The sequence below is a fragment of the Klebsiella sp. genome (genome assembly GCF_027492335.1).
Classification (GTDB): domain Bacteria; phylum Pseudomonadota; class Gammaproteobacteria; order Enterobacterales; family Enterobacteriaceae; genus Klebsiella; species Klebsiella huaxiensis.
On the sequence record NZ_JAPUEW010000089.1, the window covers coordinates 13,643 to 38,042 of the forward strand.

At 57.3% G+C, this 24,400-nt stretch carries 19 protein-coding genes; 10 read left to right on the forward strand and 9 right to left on the reverse strand.

The window, feature by feature from the left end; translation table 11 throughout:
* The 6 genes from QVF11_RS25215 (at position 1) to QVF11_RS25240 (ending at position 10,819) form a co-directional block, all read left to right on the forward strand.
* Positions 1-3,600, forward strand: coding sequence for a DUF4132 domain-containing protein (locus QVF11_RS25215; RefSeq protein WP_287860204.1), 3,600 nt, complete (start codon positions 1-3; stop codon positions 3,598-3,600).
* Between the two features lie 230 nt (positions 3,601-3,830).
* Complete coding sequence (locus QVF11_RS25220; RefSeq protein WP_287860207.1) at positions 3,831-4,919, forward strand: ATP-binding protein; 1,089 nt, start codon at positions 3,831-3,833, stop codon at positions 4,917-4,919.
* A gap of 10 nt (positions 4,920-4,929) precedes the next feature.
* On the forward strand, positions 4,930-7,215 hold the full coding sequence (locus tag QVF11_RS25225) for a DUF5682 family protein (RefSeq protein ID WP_287860210.1): 2,286 nt from the start codon (positions 4,930-4,932) through the stop codon (positions 7,213-7,215).
* Positions 7,215-8,351: a vWA domain-containing protein gene (locus QVF11_RS25230; protein ID WP_287860213.1), complete on the forward strand. Its 1,137-nt coding sequence runs from the start codon at positions 7,215-7,217 to the stop codon at positions 8,349-8,351. Before QVF11_RS25225 ends, QVF11_RS25230 begins: the two co-directional genes overlap by 1 nt.
* Positions 8,348-10,342, forward strand: a complete 1,995-nt coding sequence (locus tag QVF11_RS25235) for an SWIM zinc finger family protein (protein WP_287860216.1) — start codon at positions 8,348-8,350, stop codon at positions 10,340-10,342. Before QVF11_RS25230 ends, QVF11_RS25235 begins: the two co-directional genes overlap by 4 nt.
* A gap of 15 nt (positions 10,343-10,357) precedes the next feature.
* Positions 10,358-10,819 (forward strand): YehR family lipoprotein, encoded by a 462-nt coding sequence (locus QVF11_RS25240; protein WP_112213124.1) that lies wholly within the window; start codon positions 10,358-10,360, stop codon positions 10,817-10,819.
* 96 nt (positions 10,820-10,915) lie between these two features.
* Here the strand turns inward: QVF11_RS25240 and QVF11_RS25245 are convergent, their stop codons facing one another.
* The 4 genes from QVF11_RS25245 to QVF11_RS25260 are packed head-to-tail and all read right to left on the reverse strand — an operon-like array spanning position 10,916 to position 14,184.
* A complete protein-coding gene (locus QVF11_RS25245) occupies positions 10,916-11,383 on the reverse strand; it encodes a YehS family protein (RefSeq protein WP_287860220.1) in 468 nt (155 codons plus the stop codon).
* Between the two features lie 52 nt (positions 11,384-11,435).
* A complete protein-coding gene (locus tag QVF11_RS25250; protein ID WP_287860223.1) occupies positions 11,436-11,759 on the reverse strand; it encodes a hypothetical protein in 324 nt (107 codons plus the stop codon).
* A gap of 23 nt (positions 11,760-11,782) precedes the next feature.
* The gene (gene btsR, locus QVF11_RS25255; RefSeq protein WP_287860226.1) at positions 11,783-12,502 is read right to left on the reverse strand and encodes a two-component system response regulator BtsR; all 720 of its coding nucleotides are present in this window, start codon (positions 12,500-12,502) and stop codon (positions 11,783-11,785) included.
* The gene (locus tag QVF11_RS25260) at positions 12,496-14,184 is read right to left on the reverse strand and encodes a sensor histidine kinase (protein ID WP_110277430.1); all 1,689 of its coding nucleotides are present in this window, start codon (positions 14,182-14,184) and stop codon (positions 12,496-12,498) included. Before QVF11_RS25260 ends, btsR begins: the two co-directional genes overlap by 7 nt.
* A gap of 210 nt (positions 14,185-14,394) precedes the next feature.
* On the opposite strand from QVF11_RS25260, the gene QVF11_RS25265 reads away from it, so the two are divergent.
* Positions 14,395-15,135, forward strand: coding sequence for a MerR family transcriptional regulator (locus tag QVF11_RS25265; RefSeq protein WP_112213121.1), 741 nt, complete (start codon positions 14,395-14,397; stop codon positions 15,133-15,135).
* Between the two features lie 298 nt (positions 15,136-15,433).
* Positions 15,434-15,547, forward strand: a complete 114-nt coding sequence (locus QVF11_RS25270; protein ID WP_004103838.1) for a protein YohO — start codon at positions 15,434-15,436, stop codon at positions 15,545-15,547.
* Here QVF11_RS25270 and QVF11_RS25275 read toward each other — a convergent pair.
* From QVF11_RS25275 to bglX, 5 genes are all read right to left on the reverse strand, one after another.
* The gene (locus QVF11_RS25275; RefSeq protein WP_112213120.1) at positions 15,522-16,259 is read right to left on the reverse strand and encodes an ABC transporter permease; all 738 of its coding nucleotides are present in this window, start codon (positions 16,257-16,259) and stop codon (positions 15,522-15,524) included. The two genes, QVF11_RS25270 and QVF11_RS25275, sit on opposite strands and share 26 nt — an antisense overlap.
* On the reverse strand, positions 16,243-17,190 hold the full coding sequence (locus QVF11_RS25280; RefSeq protein WP_112213119.1) for an ABC transporter ATP-binding protein: 948 nt from the start codon (positions 17,188-17,190) through the stop codon (positions 16,243-16,245). Before QVF11_RS25280 ends, QVF11_RS25275 begins: the two co-directional genes overlap by 17 nt.
* Positions 17,183-18,340: an ABC transporter permease gene (locus QVF11_RS25285; RefSeq protein ID WP_287860234.1), complete on the reverse strand. Its 1,158-nt coding sequence runs from the start codon at positions 18,338-18,340 to the stop codon at positions 17,183-17,185. The genes QVF11_RS25280 and QVF11_RS25285 overlap by 8 nt, the downstream gene beginning before the upstream one ends.
* 7 nt (positions 18,341-18,347) lie before the next feature.
* A complete protein-coding gene (gene osmF, locus QVF11_RS25290; RefSeq protein WP_112213117.1) occupies positions 18,348-19,265 on the reverse strand; it encodes a glycine betaine ABC transporter substrate-binding protein OsmF in 918 nt (305 codons plus the stop codon).
* Positions 19,266-19,509: 244 nt separating this feature from the next.
* Entirely contained in the window at positions 19,510-21,807 is a 2,298-nt protein-coding gene (bglX, locus tag QVF11_RS25295; RefSeq protein WP_287860239.1) for a beta-glucosidase BglX, read from the reverse strand.
* Positions 21,808-22,001: 194 nt separating this feature from the next.
* Here bglX and dld point away from each other — a divergent pair, with 194 nt between their 5' ends.
* Positions 22,002-23,744: a D-lactate dehydrogenase gene (gene dld, locus QVF11_RS25300; RefSeq protein ID WP_287860242.1), complete on the forward strand. Its 1,743-nt coding sequence runs from the start codon at positions 22,002-22,004 to the stop codon at positions 23,742-23,744.
* Positions 23,745-23,838: 94 nt separating this feature from the next.
* Complete coding sequence (locus QVF11_RS25305; protein ID WP_287860245.1) at positions 23,839-24,393, forward strand: GNAT family N-acetyltransferase; 555 nt, start codon at positions 23,839-23,841, stop codon at positions 24,391-24,393.
* Positions 24,394-24,400 lie beyond the last annotated feature (7 nt).

Consider the following 24,400-nt stretch of genomic DNA (forward strand, 5'->3'; position numbering starts at 1 on the left):
ATGCACCACACAGTAACCCTGCCATGGCTGGCGGATGACGCACAGCTGGAATTGATCTTTAAAAAGGGCAAAGAACCGCTAAGCCACCGCCGCTGGCCGGGCGAGCCGGTGCCGCTGGTTGAGGAGGGGCGGATTCAACAGCTAGCGAACGATTTGCCGCAACGCTTCGGGAACACGCAACCGACAACATTTCATTACGGCGAATGTGATGAGCAGTGGCAACAGGCTATAGCGCAGGCGATCAGTTACATTAATATGCCCAAACCAGCAATCCCTGCCCGTGTAATGGCTGTACTAGTAGAACTCAGTGACAGTCATCATACCGAATATTTAGACGCGATCGTTCAACAGGAGGGGCTGGAATACGCTACTGAGGTGGTCATTGAACGGCAGAAGATAGGTATTCAATACAGTACTTCCAATATCTGGCGATCGACAAACACTGTCACTTTTTTCCCCTTCGTCAAGCAAAATGTCTGGCGATCCTGTACCTACCATGAGTTCGATATCCGCCTGCGTAAGCATTTTTCGTTGGCAGAGGAGTATTTATGGCAGCGCTGTGTCAACAAGCTCATTGCCGCGCTTCCTGATATTCCGCCAGATCGCCGTCCGTTAATGGCGATGCTACTGCCTGAAAGAGCAGATATAGCCACTAAGATGGCGACACTGCCTTCTTCATCAGCAGAATGGCTGAAAACGGTAATAACCGTCATTCCCGAAACGCTGGCAAAGCTCCGCAAGATGGACGTGTTTAATAACCACGAAGCTAGCGATGCCTGGTACGAAAACCATTATGGTTATGCTGCCTGCGCCGCGCTGCTGCGCGAACAAGGGTTAACAGCAGTATCACGCCTGGCACCGTATGCTCATGGTGACGATTGCGCCGGACTGCTGGCGCAGATCGACCATCCGCAAGCCGTGACCTTACTGCTACACGTCGCAGATAAAAATCAACGCAACATGGCGCGCGTGAACAAATATGCCAAACACTTTCCACAGGCGACGCTGGCCGCGCTGGCGGAGCTGTTGGTGCAAAAAAACGTGGCAGGAAGCCTCGGCTGGCTAAATAAATGGGGCGACGAACCAGATCTACAAGAACGTGAGTGCCGCCAGCCCAAGCTGGAGGCGATTTGGCAATCCCTATTGCAGGTATTGCTCACCGCTCAGCCATCATTGGTTGAGCAAATACTGCCATGGCTAACACCACAAGCCGCTGCTCTGTTACAGCTCCGCCCAGCGAAGCAGACCTCTGCCCCTCTCCTCACTACCGATAACGCCAGCCTGCCGGAAATTCTGCTCTCGCCGCCGTGGCGCGGCAAAAAGAAAAAAGCCGCCAGCCCGCGCCTGGAGCTTCCCGTACTCCAGGTTGCTCCGCAGGAATACTGGCAGCAGGGGGAAAGAGAGGCGCTGGCCACCAGTAAGCCAGCCTGTTTCTTTAACGACCTGCCGTTGAGCGAACGACTCACCCGCAAAAAAGAGATGGTATTACAGGAGTTGGGCTTTGAGCATATGGATTATCTGTTCCACCAATACACCCTGAACGGACAACAAAGCCATTTAGAACCGTGGGATAGTATCTTCCGTAATAAACCGGTGTGGTGTGAAGCCGCTATTCGGGCACTTCGTAACGGTGATAGTAAAACGCTACTACAAGCCTGGCAAAGCCATCTGGATACGGGCTATAAACCCAACGACTGCTGGAATCTTTATCTGCTGATGCAGTTGCCCCGCGAACAGGCTGCGACGCTGTGGCAGCGCATCAATGAAGAGAACTTCAAATTCGTTGGGGCCGAATATACGCTGAGCATCCTCGGGACAGATGCCCTGCCCGGCCTGCAACTGGCGCTTCAGCATCGGCCAAAAGAGATCTTTCCGCTGCTGATTCATATCGGTGCGACGGAACTGGCGCTACCGGTCGCCCGCCTCTGGCGACGTTTCCAGGCGCAGAGCAACCTCGCACGCCAGTGGCTACTGCAATGGCCGGAACATGCCGCCACTGCGCTAATCCCGCTGGCGTTCGACAAAGCGGGCGATAGCCGCGAAGCAGCCATTAACGCCCTGCGCCTGCTGTACCAGCAAGGTCACGAAGCGCTGCTGCAAACGGTCGCCCAGCGCTGGAACGAACCGCCGTTGTGGGCGGCCCTGAAGCTACTCCTGACGCAGGATCCGCTGGACAACTACCCGGCCCGGACGCCGAAAGCGCCGGACTTCTGGCAGCCCGCGCTTTGGCGCAGGCCGCGACTGATCAGTAACGACCAGCCGCTAACCGACGACGCATTGGAAATCCTCGGCGAGATGCTGCGCTTCGCCCTGGGCGGCCATCATTACTGCGGGCTGGATATTGTCAAAGCCGCCTGTCAGCCCCAGTCGCTGGCCGCTTTTGCCTGGGATCTGTTTAACGCCTGGCAAAGCACAGGGGCTCCCGCCAAAGAGAACTGGGCATTTCAGACGCTGGGCATCTTCGGTGATGAAAGCACCGTACGCTGCCTGACTGCGCTAATCCTCGCCTGGCCGCAGGAGGGGAAATCGGCCCGCGCCGCCAGCGGGCTGCATATCCTCACCCGCATCGGCAGCGATATGTCATTGCTCCAGCTGCACCATATCTCGCAGCGCGCCAAATCGCGCCCGCTGCGCGAGAGCGCGGAACAGTATCTTAAAGAGGTTGCCGAAGCGCGCGACCTGAGCGAAGAGCAACTGCAAGACCGGCTGACGCCGACGCTGGGGCTGGATGATGCGCGGGCGCTGACCTTTGACTTTGGTACCCGTAGCTTTAGCGTGCGCTTTGATGAAAACCTGCTGCCGGTGATATACGACCAGCAGGGAGCGCGGCAAAAAAGTATTCCGCGCCTGCGTGCCGAGGATGAGCAGACCAAAGCAGTGGAAGCGCTGACCCGACTGAAAGGCCTGAAAAAAGATGCAACCCAGGTAGCAAAACGCCTGCTGCCGCACCTGGAAAGTGCGCTACGGCTAGCGCGGCGCTGGAGTCGAGCTGAGTTTCAGGCGCTGTTTGTTGACCATCCGCTGACCAGCCATCTGACCCGGCGCTTAGTGTGGGGAGTTTACACACCGAATGAACCACGACGTCTGCTCAACGCCTTTCGCGTCGCAGCAGAGGGCGAATTCTGCAATAGCCTGGATGAAACTATCGCCCTGCCGGAGGATGCCGTGTTCGGCATCGCTCATCCACTGGAAATGGGTGATAAAACGTGCGCGGCGTTCGAACAAATCCTCAACGACTACCTGCTGTTGCAGCCCTTCCGCCAGCTGGCGCGCCGTACGGTGCTGCTGACGCCATCAGAAGCGGGCAGCAGCAAACTGATGCGCTGGCAGGGAAAATCGACCACCTGCGGGCAGCTGTTGGGGATCCGCAGCCGCGGCTGGTGGCAGGCTAACGAAAACTGTTTCTGTTACGACCTCTCGCAGCATCGGCTGATACTGGAGGTTACGCCAGGGTTTGTTCACTACAACATCGACGCCAAAGCAAGCCAGCAGTTCGGCACCATTACGCTCTATCGCGACGAACGCCCCGCCGCCTTCTCACAGCTTGATTCTCAGGATCTTAGCGAGGCGCTAAGCACGGTGGATATTATTTTCCGCTAAAACAAAAATGCGGTGAGTCGATTAGCCACACGATTCAACTCCCCGCATGAGTCGGATAGTGACTTTTCAGTTCCACTTACCTAATGAGCCTTTTTGACTACAAAATATGCAGGGAGATGTTGCGCTAAATATAGCTCGCTATAACAGCTCAGAAATAAAGGACTTCACGTTATCCGCTGCGCATAAAATAACGCCTTATCTTATTACCGCTGTCATTTTAAGGAAGAAATATGTCACAACAGGAAAAACACCTTCAGCGCCCGCCGGCTGCCGTGCTGTATGCCGACGAACTCGCACGGCTTAAGCAGGATGATCCGCTCCCTTGCCCTCCTGGCTGGCAATTGAGCCTGCCGGCGGCGCGGGCTTTTATCCTTGGTGATAGCGCTCGCAATATTAGCTGCAAGGTGGTTATTAGCCCCGCCGCCGTTGAACGGATGCTGGTAACGCTGGCGACCGGGCGCGGCCTGATGCTGGTAGGCGAGCCGGGAACGGCGAAATCACTGCTCTCAGAGCTGCTGGCTACCGCCGTTTGCGGTGATGCCGGGCTCACTATCCAGGGCGGCGCGGCCATTACGGAAGATCAAATCAAATACGCGTGGAACTATGCATTACTGATAAACCAGGGGCCGTCGACACAGGCGCTGGTGCCCGCCCCGCTGTATCAGGGAATGCGCGACGGTAAAATCGTTCGCTTTGAAGAGATCACCCGCACCCCGCTGGAAGTTCAGGACTGCCTGCTGGGGATGCTTTCCGATCGCGTAATGGCGATCCCGGAACTGACCGGCGATGACAGCCAGCTGTACGCCCGCGCCGGATTTAATATTATCGCCACCGCCAACACCCGCGACCGCGGGGTTAACGAAATGAGCGCGGCACTGAAACGCCGCTTCGATTTCGAAACCGTCTTTCCGATTATGGATTTTCAGCAGGAGCTGGAGCTGGTGGCCAGCGCCTCGGCCCGGCTGCTGGAGCATAGCGGCATCCCACATAAAGTACCCGACGCCGTGCTGGAGCTATTGGTGCACACTTTCCGCGATCTGCGCGCCGACGGCGGCAAGAAAACGTCCATGGACACCCTCAACGCCATTATGTCCACCGCCGAAGCGGTTAACGTCGCCCACGCCGTCGGGGTGCGGGCGTGGTTTTTAGCCAGCCGCGCCGGGGAGCCCGCCGATCTGGTGGATTGCATCGCCGGGACCATCATTAAAGATAATGAAGATGACCGCGCCCGCCTGCGTCGCTATTTTGAACAACGCGTCGGCACGCATAAAGAAGCCCACTGGCAGGCCTATTATCAGGCCCGTCACCGTCTGCCGTGAGGGAACACGCATGCCTGAACAGCCGTTAATTATCGGCGTTCGTCATCACAGCCCGGCCTGCGCCAGGCTGGTGAAGGAACAGATTGAACAAACGCGTCCGCGCTACGTCTTGATTGAAGGCCCGGCAGATTTTAATCATCGGCTGGATGAGCTGTTTTTACCTCATCAGTTGCCCATCGCCATCTACAGCTACTGCCAGCATCAGGACGGCGGCACGGCTGGACACGGTGCCTGGACGCCGTTCGCTGAATTTTCTCCTGAATGGCAGGCCTTGTTAGCCGCACGCGCAACCGGGGCGCACGTCCGATTTATCGACCTGCCGGTGTGGGCGCAGAGTGATGACGATGAAGAGAACGCTGACACTCGTCGCGCCGATGACCAGCAGCGCCTGCTCCAGGCCAGCGGGATGGAGAATACCGATACCCTGTGGGACCACTTGTTTGAAGACGAAACCCAACGTGCTGACCTGAAGCAGGCGCTGGAGACTTACTTTATCCGCCTGCGCGGCGACGAAAGCGGTGGTGAAAACAATCACCAGCGCGAAGTCTTTATGGCCCGCTGGCTGGCATGGGCGATGGGGCAAAATGACGGCGCGGTAGTAGTGGTCTGCGGCGGCTGGCATGCCCCGGCGCTGGCCGCACAATGGCGAAATTGCCCGGCGCAAACGCAGGAACCTGAATGCCCGCCTTCGCCGACGCCCGATACCATCACCGGCTGCTATCTGACGCCCTATAGCGAAAAGCGCCTGGACGTGCTGGCAGGTTATCTTTCCGGGATGCCCGCACCGGTGTGGCAAAAATGGTGCTGGCAGCTCGGTCAACAGCAGGCCGGTGAACAGTTGCTGAAAAACCTGCTCACCCGTTTACGCCAGCGTCACCTGCCCGCCTCCACGGCCGATCTCGCCGCCGCCCATCTGCGCGCCATGGCGCTGGCACAGCTTCGCGGTCACGCCCAGCCGCTGCGTTGCGACTGGCTTGATGCGCTGGCGGGGTCGCTCATTAAAGAAGCGCTGAATGCCCGGATGCCGTGGAGCTATCGCGGCGTGATTCATCCGGATACCGACCCGATCCTGCTGACAATAGTCGATGCGCTGGCGGGTTCTGGCTTCGGCAAGCTGGCGTTGGGAACGCCTCAACCCCCGTTGCCGCTGGATGTGGAGCGCGAGCTGGCTCGGGTCGATATTACCCTGTCCGGTAGCCTGACTCTCAACCGCTTTGAGCCCGGGGGATTAGCGCAAAGTCAGGTACTGCACCGGCTGGCCATTCTCGATATTCCAGGGATCCAGCGGCGACAGGGCAGCGCAATGACGCTTTCCGGTGACGGCGAAGAGTGCTGGTCGCTGTTTCGTCCGCTGGAACAGCATGCCGCGCTGATTGAAGCCGCCTGCCACGGTGCCTCCCTGGCAGAGGCCGCGCGCCAGCGGCTTGAGGTAGACATGCTGGATTCCATCGGCATCCGTAGCCTGGCCGCCAGCCTGAACCAGGCGGCACTGGCGGGGCTATCTACTTTTAGCCAGCAGATGCTGGATCAGTTGGCGCAGCTTATTGCCGGGGAGAGCCAGTTCGCCGAAATGGGCCCGGCGCTGGAGGTGCTTTATGCGCTGTGGCGTCTGGACGAAATCAGCGGTATGCAGGATGCCGTGGTGCTGCAAACTACGCTCTGCGCGGCGCTTGACAGGACGCTATGGCTCTGCGAGTCCAGTGGCGTTGCCGAAGAGGCGCAGTTTCACGCCCATCTGCATAGCTGGCAGACGCTGTGCCATATTCTACGCGATATGCAAAACGGCAGCGTTTTACCTGGCGTGTCGCTCAGTGCCGCCCTGGCGTTATTTGAACGGCGTATAAGAGCGTTCGATGCCGCCCCGCTCGACCGCGGTGCGGCGCTCGGCGCACTGCTTCGCCTTGAGCATCCCGCAGCAACTGCTGAAGCGGCCCTGACGTTATTGGCGCAGTTGCCGTCGCAGCGGCTGGGGGAAGCTGTGCACGGCATGCTGGCGCTAGCCCGCCATCAGTTGGCCTGCCAGCCCGCGTTTATCGCCGGATTCAGCGGATTACTTGCTCAACTGGCCGAGGATGAGTTCATCCTCGCCCTGCCGGATTTACGCGCGGCGATGGCCTGGCTGCCACCACGCGAACGCGGTGCGCTGGCGCGTCAGGTTCTCGATCACTATCACATGACCATGCTGCCGACGCATGTGCTTCAGGCACCGCTCCCCTGTACGCCGGAACGCTTTACTCGCCATCAGCAGTTAGAACAGCAGGCGCTGGCAGCGCTGCAGCACTGGGGAATTCACTAATGCATACGCTATCCGATCTTCTGACTACCCGAGAACTCCAGCGCTGGCGGCTGATTTTAGGCGAAGCCGCCGAGAACAGTCTTGGCGGGCTTGACGAACGCGCCTGCCAAATAGACCAGGCGCTGGAGTGGCTATATGGCCGCGACCCCGAACGCCTACAGCGCGGCGAACGCCAGGGCCGGCTAGAGGGCTCGAACCTGACGACGCCTGAGTGGATCAACGCCATCCATACGCTTTTTCCGCAACAGGTCATCGAACGACTCGAGAGTGATGCGGTGCTGCGCTACGGCATTGATGAGGTGGTGACTAATCTGGAGGTGCTGGAACGCATCGAACCTTCCGAAAGCCTGCTGCGTGCGGTGCTGCATACCAAACATCTGATGAATCCGGATGTACTGAACGCCGCCCGCAAGCTGGTACGCCAGGTTGTCGAGCAAATCATGGCCCGGCTGGCAAAAGAGGTTCGTCAGGCCTTTTCCGGCGCACGCGATCGTCAGCGTCCCTCGCGCATCCCGCTGGCGCGCAATTTCGACTTCAAAAACACTCTGCGCGCTAACCTGAAGCACTGGGACCCGCAGCGCGGCAAGCTGTACATTGAATCACCGAAGTTTATCAGCCGCATTAAGCGCCATAGCGAAAAATGGCAATTGATTTTGCTGGTCGATCAGAGCGGTTCGATGGTGGATTCCGTTATTCATTCCGCCGTCATGGCGGCCTGTTTGTGGCAACTGCCGGATATCCGCACTCACCTGGTGGCCTTTGATACCAGCGTGGTAGATCTCACCGCCGACGTCGCTGACCCGGTCGAGCTGCTGATGAAAGTTCAGCTTGGCGGCGGTACCAACATCGCCCAGGCGGTGGAGTATGCCCGGCAGCTCATTGAACAGCCGCAAAAAAGCGTCATCGTGCTGGTGAGCGATTTTTTTGAAGGCGGTGCAACATCCCTGTTGATTCACCAGGTGAAGCAGAGCGTGCAAAGCGGTATCAAAGTCCTCGGGCTGGCGGCCTTAGACAATACGGCATCGCCCTGTTATGACCACGAAATGGCTCAGTCTCTGGTCAACGTTGGGGCGCAAATCGCCGCGATGACCCCCGGTGAACTGGCTGCCTGGCTGGCGGAGAATTTGCAATCATGATGCCTTTACGCCCCGAACTACTCGAGCTTACGCAGCAGGCGCTGATGGCGTTGAGCAATGCCGGATTCGTTAAACGCAGTATCAAAGAGCTGGATAGCGGTAATATTCCCGAGCTGGAGCAGGATGATGCTGGTACGCTCACCGCTCTGTTTAACGATGGGATCCGCACCCGGCTGGCAAAGGACCAGGCGCTGAAAGAGTCCAGTTGCACCTGCGGCGCCAGCGGCATGTGCCGCCATCGAGTGATGCTGGTGCTGAGCTATCAGCGCGCCAATATCAGCGACGACGTACCCGAAGAGGCGACGGAAAATACCGAGCGCTGGCATCCTGGATTGTGGCAGGAAGAGCTGGCAACCCTACCCGACGCCGTCCGTAAGCGGGCGCAACAGTTAGCGGATAAAGGGTTAGCTGTGGAGCTGTTCTGCTTGCCAGGCGAAATGCCTTCGGCAAAGCTGCCGATGAGCGATGTGCGTTTTTACTCCCGCAGCAGCATCCGCTTTGCCCGCTGCGATTGTGTGGAAGGATCGCTGTGCGAACATGTGGCGCTGGCGGTACAGGCATTTACCGACGCCGAAGCCCAACAGCCCGGCTTTACTCATCTGGTCTGGCAAACCCGCAGCCACAAGGTGGCCACCAGCGGGGGTCCATTTGATACCCCAGAGGGCGAAGCCTGTCGGCATAGTCTCCAGCAGCTAAGCCACCTTCTGTGGCAAGGCGGTATCAGCCAGCCGCCGATCAATCTTGACGCCGCGTTTACCCGCGCACAGCGTGCAGCGCATGCGGCCAACTGGCGCTGGGTCGAAGGGGCGCTTGACGAGGTTCGCCAGGGAGTCGATGCGTTCCAGCAGCGTGCCAGCTATTATCACCCCGCACAGCTACTCGCTAAGCTCGCCGGACTTAACGCCCGCCTTGAAAGCGCCGGACACATGGCGCAACTTGCCGTTCCGCCTCTGCCGTGGCTCACCATCGTCGGTCTGGGCGTTGCCGGTGAGGCACAGCTCGACCACGTGCGGCTTATCTCTTTAGGCATGCGCAGCTGGCAGAATAACCGCCAGTATGGTTTACGCATCTGGTTTAGCGATCCGGACACCGGCAGTATCCTGCATTTATCGCACAGCTGGCCGCTGGCTGAACGGGTGCAAAGCCCGGCATGGCAGCGTCGCCTGTTTACTTTTCAGGCCGGGGCGCTGGCGGGCGGGCAAATCATTTCCCAATCGGCGCGGCGTAATGCCAATGGCGAACTGCTGCTGGGCACACGCCACCGCCTGAGCAGCAACGTTCCGCTCACCCCGGACGCCTGGCTTATGCTCAATGCGCCACTGCGCCAGCCGGGCGTGGCGGCGCTGCGCGAATATCTGCACCAGCGCGCCCCGGCCTGCGTACGTCCGCTCAACCAGGTGGATAATTTATTTATTTTGCCGATTGAGGAGTGCCTTGCCGTGGGCTGGGATGCGGCGCGGCAAACGCTGGATGCGCAGGTTATCAGCGGCGAGGGGCAAGATAATCTTCTGCATCTGTCGCTCCCCGCTTCTGCCAGCGCACCTTTTGCCGTTGAGCGGATGGCGGTGCTGCTGGGGCAAGAAGACGATCCGGTGGTAATGGTTTCCGGGATGGTCACGTTTAATCATGGACAGCTCACCCTGGAACCGCTGGTGATGATGACCCGCTCGCGGGCCTGGGCGCTGGATGCCGAACCGCACCCCGCAGGGCCGTTGCCCGCCGCCGATTTATCACCGGTGGTATCTCAGACGGGATTGCTTTTACAGCGGTGCCAGGAGGTGTTAATCCAACTCCTGCATAATGGTCTACGCTACCAACAACAGAACCTTTTTCGTGAAGCGAGTACGCTGGCCGACGAACTGGCGGAGCAAGGTTTTAACCAGTTGGCTCGTTTGCTGCGCCAGCTGCATGAGAATAAATCCGCCATTGCGGATAACACATTGAATAAATTATCTTTACTCTATCTACAGCTGCAAATGGCACAATATTAAACAAAGGGAATCGTTATGCAATTCAACCGCAAGATTGTCACTATCCTGAGCGCAACCGTATTGCTGGCGGCTCTGGTCGGCTGCGATAACAAAAAAGACGAGGTTAAAGCCTTTAGCAACACCATGAACGGCGTTGAGCTGACGTTCACCTATCACTACAAAGGGGACATCGTGACGCGTCAGGATGCGGACAACACCATTCCTTATAAATCGCTCGGGGTGACTAACGAAGAGCAGGCGCGCAAGATTATCGACCCCATCGGTGCGGCTTACGGCAGCATTAAAGGCGTCACGCACAAGGTGGACTATAAGGAGAGCTACGCACAGGAGCATCTCTCTATCGACTTTAATCAGGTCAAAATCAGCGAACTGTGCAAACTGCCGGGAGCCAGTTTTACCGATTGCGCGCAAAAGTTTATTTCGCTTAGCGAGTCGGAAAAAATGCTGACGTCGCAGGGATTTAAAGAGGTGAAATAACGTCAATTCCCGGCTTACGCTGCGCTGACCGGGCTACGGGGCTGTGCCTTCGGGTAGCCCGGCTAAGGCGTTTACGCCGCAAGCCGGGGAAGCATATCAGGATTTCGCGTGCGCGCGTTCGGTCAGGCCGCGCAGGAAGTAACGCAGGAACTGGTCACCGCATTCGCGGTAGTTTTTATGGTCCGGCGCGCGCATCATGGCGGTGATCTCCGGCATTGAAACGCGAAATTTCTGCTGGGTAAGGATAGCGAGAATGTCATCAGTCTTCAGGGAGAAGGCGATACGCAGTTTTTTCAGCACGATGTTATTATTCACCCGGCGCTCAACCGCCAGCGGCGGTGCGGATTCATCTTTACCGCGTTTGTCGTAAATCAGGCCGTTGAGGAAGTTCGCCAGCACGATGTCCGGGCAGCGCGCAAACCCTTCTTCTTCTTCTTTTTTCAGCCACGGTACCAGTTGCTCTGCACTCACCGGCGCATCTGCCAGAGTAAAAATGCGCACCAGGCCGTTATTGTTGGTTTTCAGGATGTAGCGCAGGCTACGTAAGATATCGTTACTGATCATAATGCCTTCATGATGAAAAATTCTGGCGCTAAGTCTAACACGTTCCGGCAAATTATGACCCTAGCCACAAAACCATTATATAGGCGAATAATGCCGCGGCCAGCGCAGTCAAAAAAAACCATCCACCGTTGGTACGTAAAGGGGACCAGGGGATTGATACCCCGCATATGATGCTTACAGGGAATATCCAGAAGCTATGAAGAAGCGAAATCACCAGCACCCAGAGCTCTTTATTAATCACACACCACAGAAAGAGAATTCCGACGGCGCATATCGCACCTGCCAGGCTATAGCAGAACATCGCTACCCCTTTTACTACGCCTTTATCCGTTTCGCCAGCTAATGCCTTTTCCGAATTCGCTTGTGAGCCAGTCATATAAATCCTTTTAAATTACAATATTACAGCCCAATCGCCTCTTTCAGGCTTTTCAGGTAGCGACGGCTGACCGGTACAGTTTGCCCGGCGCGCATTAGCAGCTCCGCCTGACCGTTCTCCTCCAGGCGAATCTCCTTAAGGTGGGCCATATTGACCAGGTACTGGCGATGACAGCGCAGCAGCGGCGTTCGGTTCTCCAGCGTGCGCAGAGTCAGCTCGGTAAATCCCTCTTTCCCTTCGCTATCGGTGACGTAAATACCGCTCATTCGGCTGCTGACAAACGCCACGTCTTCCATTTGTAATAACCAGATCCGGCTGTGGCCAGTGCAGGGGATATATTTTAGCGCCTGCTGGGTATCGTCGAGGACGGTCATATCCTGCAGGCTGCGCTCATGGCGCAGGCGGGCCAGCGTTTTCTCCAGCCTCATGGACTCAATCGGCTTGAGCAAATAATCAAACGCGTGCTCTTCGAACGCTTTCACCGCATATTCATCAAAAGCAGTAAGGAAGACGATATAAGGCCGATGTTCCGGGTCAAGCATGCCGACCATTTCGAGGCCGCTAATCCGCGGCATCTGAATATCCAAAAACAGCACGTCCGGGCGCAGTTTATGCACCGCGCCAATTGCCTCTACGGCATTCCCGCACTCGCCGACGATCTCAATATCAGGCTGGGTCTCCAGCAAGATACGCAGATTTTCACGCGCCAGCGGCTCGTCGTCGACAATTAAAACTTTTAACATGCGTTCTCCTCCAGAGGCAGTCGCAGCGTAACGCGGGTAAAACACTCCGGTTCGCAGGTGACGGTTATTCCGCAGTCGGCACCGAAGCGCGCCCGCAGTCGTCGGTCAACCAGGTTCATTCCCAGCCCGCTAGCGCTGGGTTTATCCTGGTAAAGCCCGGCGTTATCTTCAATATCCAGCTGCAACCAGCGCTCATATTGGCTCGCGCGAATGGTGATTTCGCCGACGCCAAGGTGCTGCGAAGTGCCGTGTTTAATCGCATTTTCGACTATCGGTTGCAGGGTAAAGGCCGGAAGATGATGCTGCGCCAGCGCCTCGGGCACCAGCATTTGAATCTGTAAATTGGCCTGAAAACGCGCTTTCTCAATCTGCAAATAGGCGTTCACATGTTCAATTTCATCTGCCAGGGTGACGATTTCCGCTGGCCGTTTCAGGTTTTTACGGAAAAAAGTCGACAGATATTGCACCAGCTGTCCGGCCTGATCGCTGTCACGGCGAATCACCGCCTTTAGCGTATTCAGCGCGTTAAACAGGAAGTGTGGGTTCACCTGAGCGTGCAGCAGCTTAATCTCCGATTGGGTCAGCAGCGCCTTTTGCCGCTCATACTGACCGGCCAGAATCTGCGCTGACAGCAACTGCGCAATCCCCTCCCCCAGCGTGCGGTTGATGGAGCTAAATAACCGGTTTTTCGCTTCATACAGTTTAATGGTGCCGATGATCCGCTGATTCTCACCGCGCAGCGGAATAACCAGCGTGGATCCCAACTTACAGTGAGGATGAATCGAGCAGCGATAAGGCACTTCATTGCCATCGGCATAGACCACTTCGCCGGTATCAATCGCCTTCTGGGTATACAGGGAAGAGATCGGCTTGCCGGGCAGATGGTGATCGTCGCCGATCCCGGTAAACGCCAGCAGCTTGTCGCGATCGGTGATGGCCACCGCGCCGATATCCAGCTCCTGAATAAGCACCTGCGCCACCTTCATGCTGTTCTCTTCGTTAAATCCCTGGCGCAGGATCCCTTCCGTTGAGGCGGCAACCTTCAGCGCCGTAGCCGAGAACGCAGAGGTGTATTTCTCAAACATCGCCCGCTTATCCAGCAGGATACGCATAAACAGCGCCGCGCCGACGGTATTGGTGACCATCATCGGCGCGGCGATGCTCTGCACCAGATGCAGGGCATCCTGAAACGGACGGGCGATCAGCAGGATAATCAGCATCTGCACCATTTCGGCAACGAAGGTGATAGCGCCAGCGGTCAGCGGGCTGAAGACTTTATCCGGTCGCCCACGTTTCACCAGAATGCTGTGTACCAGACCGCCGAGCAGCCCTTCAACAATGGTGGACACCATACAGCTTAATGCCGTCATGCCGCCCATTGAGTAGCGATGCAGCCCGCCTGTTAGCCCCACCAGACCGCCGACTACCGGGCCGCCCAGCAGGCCGCCCATCACCGCACCGATAGCGCGCGTATTGGCGATCGAGTCTTCGATATGCAGGCCGAAATAGGTTCCGAGGATACAGAAAATAGAAAAAGTGACGTAACACAGCAGCTTGTGCGGTAGACGGACGGTGACCTGCATTAAAGGAATGAACAACCGCGTTTTGCTCATCAGCCATGCAATGACCAAAAATACGCACATCTGCTGAAGCAGCAGCAACACCAGATCAAACTCGTACATACCCGCAGACCACACTTCATTTGAAAGTGCGTAACATACACTGCCTTCTTATAACTTTCTTTGAAGCAATACAAGAAAATGATAATTCATGTTCAGGATCACACTTCTGATCGCTTTCCGCGCCCTTTATTGTGCAAAAAACAAGCAAAATTTCTCTCTTCATAAAAGAACTTCTACAGTTAATAAAGGAGAACGCGGCGGGAGGAGAGAATGGCGCTTTATACAATTGGTGAGGTCGCGCAGCTTTGTGACATCAATCCCGTGACTTTACGCGCCTGGCAACGGCGTTACGGATTACTTAAACCCCAGCGTACCGACGGCGGGCACCGATTATTTAATGAGTTCGAGATAGACCGCATTCGCGAGATTAAGCGCTGGATTGACTCTGGCGTGCAGGTGGGAAAAGTCAAAACGCTGTTGATGGATAACGAGCAGGAGATCGCCGATGGTTGGCGCGAGCAGCAGGAGATCCTGCTAGGGTTTCTACAAAATGGTAGCTATCACCGTTTGCGCCTGTGGCTTAAAGAGCGCAGCCGCAGCGAATCTGCACATATCCTGATCAAGCACCTGATTAATCCCCTACGCCAGCGCCTGTTGAGCCCGCAACCAACGCTGCTGGCGCTACGAGGTATTCTTGACGGTATTCTTATCAATCATGTCGCCCGAAGCCTGTCATCTGCTGCCAAACAGCCGGGTAGCCATGCGCTGGTGATTGGCTGGAATATTAACGATCTTACCCGGCTTTGGCTGGAAGGCTGGATAGCCTGCGAGCAGGGCTGGCAGGTTGATATCCTCGCTCATTCGTTGACCCAGATTCGCCCGGAGCTTTTCCCCGACAGCACATTGATGGTCTGGTGTGGTGATGTTCCCGCCAGCTCCCAGCAAGAGCAAATGCGTCTTTGGGAGCAGCAGGGCCAGGTTATCTGGCTCAATAACTCTGCGGCATCATAGGCGAATATTTTCCCGGAGGCAGCGCTTGATGCGCCTTGTCCGGGCTACTAAACCCAGACCGCGCTTCCGTTCGGGCACGGACCCGTAGCCCGGTCAGCGCAGCGCCACCGGGGCGAAGCAGCGTAGATGAATCAGGTTTGGCACATTTCCCGGAGGCGGCGCTTGACGCGCCTGTCCGTGCTACCGGCTCGCAGATGCTTGTAAACCCGGAGGTAATGTCGTAGCTAAAAAGCAATTAATGTTTTATTAACACCTGCGCTTCACCGTATAATCTCCGCGTTAACATCAGGAGCCTATTATGAAGCCAGCGAAAATTGCGGTTATCACCCTATTCTTATTTATGGCCATTAGCGGCATCGGCGGCGTGATGCTGGCCGGTTATTCATTTATTGTTCGCGGCGGTGTCGGCTGATTAGCCGGTTCAGCCGTTCAAAACCGCGGTCGACGATAATCGCCGCCAGCGCCACCAGCAGCGCCCCCTGAATGACATAAGCAGTATTAAACCCACTCAGGCCAATAACAATCGGCGTGCCGAGAGTATTCGCGCCCACCGTTGAGGCGATGGTCGCCGTACCAATATTGACAATAGTCGACGTACGAATACCGGCCAGCATCACCGGTGCCGCCAGCGGCAGCTCCACTTTTATCAGCCTCTGCCAGCCGCTCATCCCCATCCCCTGGGCGATAGTTAACACCCCGGACGGCACTGCCCCGAGCCCGGCCAGCGTCCCCTGCAAAACCGGCAATATGCCGTATAGCGCCAGCGCAATCAGCGCAGGCTGCCAACCGAATCCCATCACCGGCACCGCAATCGCCAACACCGCCACCGGCGGAAATGTTTGCCCCATTGCAGCAATCGTCTCCACCAGCGGGCGAAACTCCTGCCCCGCAGGACGCGTCACCGCAATCCCGGCCCCGACACCTACGACCGTCGCCGCCAGGCTGGAGAGCGCCACCAGCCAAAAGTGCGCCAGGGTGAGAGAAACAAAACTCTCCTGCTGATAAACCGGACGCGGCAGCTCGGGAAACAGCGTGCTGAACAGCGGCGCGCTGTGGGGCAACACCAGCAGCAGCGCGATAAACATTCCCGTTAGCCACAGCAACGGATCACGCAGAACTTTCACGCCGGACCTCCTCCCGCAGCAGGTCGGCAAAATGCAGCGTCCCGCAGGCCTGGCCTTGTTCATCAACCACCGGCAGCACCTCACGGCGATGAGCAACAAACTGAGACAGCGCCTCACGCAGGGTCATTGTCACATTTAACGCATCCCCCGCCAGGCGCTCATCGCGGCGCAGATAATCGCCGACGCCGCGCAGCGCCAACAGGCGCACGCCCAGTTCGCTGCGGCCAAAGAAGGTCTGTACAAACGCATTTTTCGGCTCAAGCAGCATCTGCAAAGGTTCGCCCTGCTGTACCACTTCGCCGCCGTCCATCAGCACCAGATGATCCGCCAGGCGCAGAGCCTCATCGATATCGTGGGTCACCAGCACAATCGTTCGCCCCAGCAGGCGGTGAATGCGAATCATCTCCTGCTGTAGCGCTTCGCGCGTCACCGGGTCGAGCGCGCCAAAAGGTTCATCCATCAGCAAAACTTCCGGATTGGCCGCCAGGGCGCGCGCCACGCCGACGCGCTGCTGCTGACCGCCGGAAAGCTGGTGTGGATAGCGCTCACGTAGCAGCGGCTCCAGCCCCAGCAGCGCCATCAGTTCATCAACCCGCGCCTGTGTTTTCTGCCGGGACCACTTTTGCAACTGCGGAACGGTGGCAATATTCTGCGCTACCGTCCAGTGGGGGAACAGACCAATGGACTGGATGGCGTAGCCCATTCGGCGGCGCAGTTCGAGAACCGGCTGCTGGCGGATATCCTGCCCAGCGAAACGAATCGTGCCGCTATCGTGTTCCACCAGCCGATTTATCATCTTCAGGGTGGTCGATTTGCCCGAGCCGGAAGTGCCAATCAGCACCGAAAATGCCCCTTCGCGCAGATGCAGATGAAGGTTTTTTACCGCAGGCTGTCCGGCAAAGGCTTTGTTGACGCCGTCGAACTCAATCACGGGCCTCTCCTTTCAGTAATGCGCCCCACAGCGCGAATAGCGCATCGACCACCACCGCCAGCGCGATGGTCGGGATAACCCCCAGCAGCACCAGGTCCAACGCGCTGCTCAGCAGCCCCTGGAAAACCAACGCGCCGAAGCCACCCGCGCCAATTAACGCCGCCACGACCGCCATGCCGACGGTCTGCACGCTGACCACCCGCAGGCTGCGCAATAATACAGGCAGCGCCAGCGGCAATTGTACCAGGCGAAAACGCTGACCGCTGCTCATCCCCATCGCCACGGCGCTTTCCAGCGCTTCGCGGGGCACCTGTTGCAATCCGGTCACCACTCCTCGCACCAGCGGCAAGAGTGCATACAGCACCAGCGCAATCAAAGCAGGCGTCATGCCGGTACCGGAAACGCCAAGCTGCGCCATCCACGGGAACTGGCTGGCTAATCCGGCAAGCGGTGCGATCAGCAGGCCGAACAGCGCCACCGAGGGCACGGTTTGAATCATGTTGAGAACGGCAAAAACCGACGATTGCCAGCGGGGATGCCGCCAGACCCAAATGCCAATGGGCAACCCAATCAGCAGCCCTGGCAGCAGGGTGCCAAACAGCAGCGTGAGATGCTGATACAGCGCATCGTCAAAAACATCCTGGCGGTTGAAGTACTCTTTAAGCAGCGACAGGTCATCAAGCGCGCCTGACCACAGAAGCAGCGCAGGCAACAGCCAGATTTGCGCATTCAGCAGCCAGCGCCAGAGCGTGCGCGGCGTCAGGCGGCGAACGGCGTCGCTGGCGATCAGCAGACAGAGCGCCAGCGCCAGCCAAAGACCGCTGCCGGGCGAGGTGCGGGCCAACGGCGAACCGCTACGCGCCAGTTCAACCGCCGCCTGACCTGCGCCCAATAGCAAAAGCGGCAGCAGCAGATCCGACAGCAGAAAAATAAGCAGTAGTGGAAGACGTCCAGGACGCCAGCATAGCAGCCCAATCAGCAGCGTTACCGCACCCTGTATACCAGCCAGCCACGGCCAAACCTGCCACAGCCAGCGCCCCTCGCCGGATAACAGCCGGTTAGGGGCATAATTGATAAACGGCAGCGCCATCACTAGCAGCAACAACAGCGCCAGCAGCAACGCAACCCGGTTATAACAACGCATCGTCACGCGGGTTCTACTTCAGCAGCCCTTTTTGTTGCAGATAGTCAGCGGCGACCTTCTTCGCATCCAGGCCCTCTACCGCAATGCTGGCGTTCAGTTTTTGCAACGTTTTTTCATCAAGGCTGGCGAATACCGGCTGTAACCATTCGGCTATCTGCGGATATTCCTTTAACACGGCCTCACGCACGACGGGAGCTGGAGCATAAATCGGCTGCACGCCTTTCGGGTCGCTCAGAGTTTGCAGCCCCAGCGCGGCAACCGGGCCATCGGTACCGTAGGCCATCGCCGCATTCACGCCGGAAGTTTGCTGTGCCGCCGCCTTGATGGTGACCGCCGTATCGCCACCCGCCAGCGATAACAGCTGGTTTTGCTTGAGGTTAAAGTCGTAGGCTTTTTCAAACGCCGGGAGCGCGTCCGGACGTTCGATAAATTCCGCCGAGGCGGCCAGCTTAAACTCGCCGCCCTTTTGCAGGTAGCTGGCAAGGTCGCTTAATGAGGTGAGGTGATTTTTCTCCGCCAGGTCCTGACGCACGGCGATAGTCCAGGTGTTGTTGGCCGGAGCCGGGGTCAACCAGATGAGTTTGTTCTTTTCCGCATCCAGCTTTTTGACTTTCTCATAGCCCTGTTGCGCGTTTTTCCATGCCGGATCGTTCTCTAGTTTGAAGAAGAATGCGCCGTTGCCGGTATATTCCGGATAGATATCCAGCTCACCGGCAGTGATTGCCCCGCGTACCACCGGCGTGGTGCCGAGTTGGATTTTATTCACGGTTTTTACCCCGTGTTTTTCCAGCACCTGCAAAATAATATTGCCGAGCAGCGCCCCTTCGGTGTCGATTTTCGAGCCAACCTTAACCGGCTCCGCCGCCTGCAACGGCAGGCTTATCAGGGCCGTCAGCGCCAGCGCACCTGACCATTTGCTTGCCTTTATCATCCCGCATCCCTCATTAATTTGCGCTCCATTTACAGGAGCTTAAGAGGAAAGCGTAGTTCATTTGAAGCGTCGAGGAAAAAAGAAAAGGCCGATTAATCGGCCTTTAGGATAACGGTCCGCAGATGGCGGTAAACCTGTAGCCCGGTCAGCGCAGCGCCACCGGGAAGAAACGGCTCCGATGCATCAACCCGGCACATTCCCCGGAGGCGGCGCTTAACGCGCCTGTCCGGGCTACAAATCGCAATTACAACAGCTCAAATTCGCTCTGCTTAACGCGGGCGGAGTCGACGCCGACAAAGACGTTGAATTTGCCCGGCTCGGCGTCGTACTTCATCTGCTGGTTCCAGAACTTCAGCGCATCGACGTCAATCGGGAAGCTGACGGTTTGCGTTTCGCCCGGCTTGAGCGTCACTTTCTTAAAGCCGCGCAGCATTTTCACCGGACGACTCATGGACGCGGTGACATCCTGCAGATAAAGCTGAATCACCGTCGCCCCTTCGCGCTTGCCGGTGTTGGTCACCTGCACGCTGGCGGTCACGCTGCCGTCGCGCTGCATGGTCGGCGCCGACATTTTCACGTCGGAAACGCTAAAGGAGGTGTAGCTCAGGCCGTAGCCGAACGGATAGAGCGGACCGTTGGCCTCGTCAAAATAGCGCGAGGTGTACTTGTTCGGCTTATCAGCATTATAAGGACGACCGGTGTTGAGATGGCTGTAGTAGGTGGGGATCTGTCCGACCGAGCGCGGGAAGGACATCGGCAGCTTGCCCGACGGGTTATAGTCGCCGAACAGCACATCGGCGATCGCATTTCCGCCTTCGGTACCGGCAAACCAGGTTTCTAGTATGGCATCAGCCTGCTGGTCTTCTTTCACCAACGCCAGCGGACGACCGTTCATCAGCACCAACACCAGCGGTTTGCCGGTGGCTTTCAGGGCGCTAATCAGGTCACGCTGGCTTTGCGGCAGCGTGATGTCGGTGCGGCTCGAGGCTTCATGGGCCATGCCCTGCGCTTCACCCACCACGGCAACCACCACGTCGGACTGCTTCGCCACTGCTACCGCTTCATCAATCATCTCCTGCGGCGAACGCGAGTCGACCTGCACCGCTTTCTCATACAGATTGAGGAAGTCGACGATGCCTTTATCGTTGGTGACGTTAGCGCCTTTGGCGTAGATAACCTTGCCTTTGTCGCCCAGTGCATTCTGGATGCCGGTCAGCACGGTTACCGACTGGTCGGCAACGCCCGCCGCAGACCAACTGCCCATCATGTCGCGCTTGCTATCGGCCAGAGTACCAATCACCGCGATAGTACCTGATTTTTTCAGCGGAAGCGTGTCGAGACGGTTTTTCAGCAGTACCAGGCTTTCGCGCGCCACTTCGCGCGCTTCTTTGCGATGCAGGCGGCTTTCGGCGTTAGTATCCTCTGGATCAGAATCTTTCGGCCCCAGGTGGCTGTATGGATCGTTAAACAGGCCCATATCATATTTAACGTTCAGCACATGGCGGGCGGCGTCATCCAGCTCCGCCATGGTTACCTTGCCGGACTTCACCAACTCAGGCAGATATTTGCTGTAGTACTCATCGCTCATACTCATGTTGATGCCGGACTTCAGCGCCACGCGCACCGCGTCTTCCGGGTCCGACGCCACGCCATGCTTGATGAGTTCCTTGATGGCCCCGTGGTCGGATACGGTGATGCCTTTAAAGCCCCACTGGTCGCGCAGCACGTCCTTCAGCAGCCAGGCATCGGAGGTCGCCGGAGTGCCGTTGAGCGAGTTAAGCGCCACCATCACCGCCCCGCTTCCCGCATCCAGCCCCGCTTTATACGGCGGCATATAGTCGTTGAACAGGCGCTGGGGGCTCATATCGACGGTGTTGTACTCTTTGCCGCCCTCGACCGCGCCGTAGGCGGCAAAGTGCTTAACGCTGGTCATCACCGAGTACCTGTCCGCCGGGCTTTTTCCCTGCATCGACTCAACCATCGCCCTGCCCATCTCGGTGGTCAGGTAAGTATCTTCCCCGAAGCCTTCCGAGGCGCGGCCCCAGCGCGGGTCGCGGGAGACATCGACCATCGGCGCCCAGGTCATATTCAGGCCGTCGTCAGCCGCTTCATAAGCCGAAATCCGCCCAACGGTGTTGACCGCGTCCAGGTTAAAAGAGGAGGCCAGACCCAGGCTAATCGGGAAAACGGTACGCTGACCGTGCAGCACGTCATAGGCGAAAAACAGCGGGATTTTCAGGCGACTGAGTTCCATCACCTGATCCTGCATAATGCGGATATCGTGGCGGGTCACGGTGTTAAAAATTGCCCCCACCTGACCGTCTTTAATCATTTCGCGGATGGTTTCTTTTGGGTTATCCGGGCCAACGCTAATTAAGCGCAGCTGACCGATTTTTTCATCCACCGTCATTTTGGTTAGCAGTTCCGTCACAAACGCATCCCGCGCCTGCGGCGTCAGGGGATGATTGCCGAACAATTCATCCGCCAGCGCGGGTTGCAGCGCCAGACTCACGGCAGCGCCTACAGTACAGAGCCATTTCATTTTTATCCCTCATTGTTCCAGTCGGCCAGTTCGGCGAAAAGATAGCAAAAATCCAAGTCTGACATAAACATAAACGAGACACCTGGAGAAAGCGCGCGTTATTCTCTGATTTTTCGAAACATTGATGCATCAAATTGTCATACAAAGGGCTATTCTTAAAGCTGATTATTTTGTACCACCACAAGGAGTGGAACATGTCATCTGCAATAACAAATAACAACGCTTTTCTGGCTGAACTGACTCGCCTGGTCGGCACTTCCCATCTGCTGACCGACCCGGCAAAAACGCAGCGCTATCGCAAAGGCTTCCGCTCCGGCCAGGGCGAGGCACTGGCGGTAGTCTTTCCCGGTACGCTGCTGGAACTGTGGCGCGTGCTGAGCGCTTGCGTCACCGCCGACAAAATCATTTTGATGCAGGCGGCGAATACCGGCCTGACCGAAGGCTCAACGCCGAACGGCAATGATTATGACCGCGAAATCGTTATTATCAGCACCCTGCGTCTGGACAAACTGCATCTGCTTGATAAAGGCGAGCAGGTGCTGGCTTACCCCGGCACGACCCTTTATTCGCTGGAAAAAGCGCTGAAGCCGCTGGGTCGCGAGCCGCATTCCGTGATTGGCTCATCATGTATTGGCGCATCGGTAGTCGGCGGGATCTGTAACAACTCCGGCGGTTCGCTGGTACAGCGCGGCCCGGCCTATACCGAGATGTCGCTGTTTGCCCAGATCGATGAAAACGGCAAGCTCAGTCTGGTCAACCATCTGGGTATTGACCTTGGCATCACGCCGGAACAGATCCTCAGCCGCCTCGATGACGAACGGGTTAAAGATGAGGATGTGCGCCATGATGGCCGCCACGCCCACGATCATGACTACGTCACTCGCGTGCGCGACGTCAATGCCGATACCCCGGCGCGCTACAACGCCGACCCGGATCGCCTGTTTGAATCTTCAGGTTGCGCCGGAAAGCTGGCGGTATTCGCCGTACGCCTGGACACCTTCCCGGCAGAGAAACGCCAGCAGGTATTTTATATCGGCACCAACCAGCCGGACGTGCTGACCGAAATTCGCCGCCATATTCTGGCTGAATTCAACAACCTGCCGGTCGCGGGTGAGTATATGCACCGCGATATTTACGATATCGCCGAGCAGTATGGCAAAGATACCTTCCTGATGATCGACAAGCTCGGCACCGATAAAATGCCGTTCTTCTTCACCATGAAGGGCCGTACCGATGCGATGCTGGAGAAAGTTTCGCTGTTTAAACCGCACTTCACCGACCGCTTTATGCAAAAGTTGGGGCACGTCTTCCCGGCTCATCTGCCGGAGCGGATGAAAACCTGGCGCGATAAATACGAACACCATCTTCTGCTGAAAATGGCGGGCGATGGCATCGAAGAGGCTCAGACCTGGCTTGGCGAATATTTCAAAAACGCCGAGGGCGATTTCTTCGTCTGTACTGCCGAAGAGGGCAGCAAGGCTTTCCTGCACCGCTTCGCCGCAGCGGGCGCGGCGATCCGCTATCAGGCGGTTCACTCAGATGAAGTGGAAGATATTCTGGCACTGGATATCGCCCTGCGCCGTAATGATACCGAATGGTTTGAGCATCTTCCCGCCGACATCGATAGCCAGCTGGTACATAAGCTCTACTACGGTCACTTTATGTGCCACGTTTTCCATCAGGATTACATCGTGAAAAAAGGCGTCGATGCCCACGAACTGAAAGAGAAAATGCTGGTTCTGCTGAAGGAGCGTGGCGCCCAGTATCCGGCCGAGCATAACGTGGGTCATCTTTATGAAGCGCCGGAAAGTTTAAAACGCTTCTACCGCGAAAACGATCCGACCAACAGCATGAACCCTGGTATCGGCAAGACCAGTAAGCAAAAATACTGGGGCGAAACGCAGGACAACTCTGCGAACGCGACCGACCCGCAATAATCCGCAAGAGGGACTGTTCAGCCGCGGGGCTTCTGTATTACGCTGCACGCCGGAGAAATCTCCTCTCCGGCAACCCCGCGTAAGGAACCCCAACATGTCCGCAGTGGATAAGTTACATGACGCTGACTTAGAGATCCGCGAAGCGCTGCCCGATGACGCCCACGCCATCGCCGCGCTGTACGTCTGGCACGTACTGAACGGACGCGCATCCTTTGAAGAGATCCCCCCAACCGTCGATGAGATGCGCAAACGCATCAAAAACGTGCGCGATAACGGGCTGCCGTGGCTGGTTGCCCTGTGGCGCGGGACCATCGTCGGCTACTGCTACGCCACCTTTTATCGTCCCCGCCCGGCCTATCGTTACACGCTTGAAGAGTCGATTTACGTCGAGGCAGGAATGGGGGGGCGCGGCATCGGCAGCGCCCTGCTCTCTCGCTTAATTGAAAAGTGCGAACAGGGTCCGTGGCGACAAATGCTGGCCATTATCGGCGACGGCCACAGTAACGCCGCGTCGATTGCGATTCATAAAAAGTTTGGTTTTAACGTGGCGGGACAGCTGCGCAGCGTCGGCTATAAGATGGGCGACTGGCGGGATACCTTAATTATGCAGCGCCCGCTCGGCGATGGCGACTGGACGCTGCCGGAGTAATATTGGG

Bases quoted from the DNA above. Each gene is read 5' to 3' on its own strand.
- QVF11_RS25250 (WP_287860223.1), bottom strand. From the start codon at position 11,759: ATGACTGGCTCACAAGCGAATTCGGAAAAGGCATTAGCTGGCGAAACG.
- btsR (WP_287860226.1), bottom strand. From the start codon at position 12,502: ATGTTAAAAGTTTTAATTGTCGACGACGAGCCGCTGGCGCGTGAAAAT.
- bglX (WP_287860239.1), bottom strand. From the start codon at position 21,807: ATGAAATGGCTCTGTACTGTAGGCGCTGCCGTGAGTCTGGCGCTGCAA.
- QVF11_RS25305 (WP_287860245.1), top strand. From the start codon at position 23,839: ATGTCCGCAGTGGATAAGTTACATGACGCTGACTTAGAGATCCGCGAA.
- QVF11_RS25220 (WP_287860207.1), top strand. From the start codon at position 3,831: ATGTCACAACAGGAAAAACACCTTCAGCGCCCGCCGGCTGCCGTGCTG.
- dld (WP_287860242.1), top strand. From the start codon at position 22,002: ATGTCATCTGCAATAACAAATAACAACGCTTTTCTGGCTGAACTGACT.
- QVF11_RS25215 (WP_287860204.1), top strand. From the start codon at position 1: ATGCACCACACAGTAACCCTGCCATGGCTGGCGGATGACGCACAGCTG.
- QVF11_RS25240 (WP_112213124.1), top strand. From the start codon at position 10,358: ATGCAATTCAACCGCAAGATTGTCACTATCCTGAGCGCAACCGTATTG.
- QVF11_RS25230 (WP_287860213.1), top strand. From the start codon at position 7,215: ATGCATACGCTATCCGATCTTCTGACTACCCGAGAACTCCAGCGCTGG.
- QVF11_RS25270 (WP_004103838.1), top strand. From the start codon at position 15,434: ATGAAGCCAGCGAAAATTGCGGTTATCACCCTATTCTTATTTATGGCC.
- QVF11_RS25245 (WP_287860220.1), bottom strand. From the start codon at position 11,383: ATGATCAGTAACGATATCTTACGTAGCCTGCGCTACATCCTGAAAACC.
- QVF11_RS25235 (WP_287860216.1), top strand. From the start codon at position 8,348: ATGATGCCTTTACGCCCCGAACTACTCGAGCTTACGCAGCAGGCGCTG.
- QVF11_RS25265 (WP_112213121.1), top strand. From the start codon at position 14,395: ATGGCGCTTTATACAATTGGTGAGGTCGCGCAGCTTTGTGACATCAAT.
- QVF11_RS25260 (WP_110277430.1), bottom strand. From the start codon at position 14,184: ATGTACGAGTTTGATCTGGTGTTGCTGCTGCTTCAGCAGATGTGCGTA.
- osmF (WP_112213117.1), bottom strand. From the start codon at position 19,265: ATGATAAAGGCAAGCAAATGGTCAGGTGCGCTGGCGCTGACGGCCCTG.
- QVF11_RS25225 (WP_287860210.1), top strand. From the start codon at position 4,930: ATGCCTGAACAGCCGTTAATTATCGGCGTTCGTCATCACAGCCCGGCC.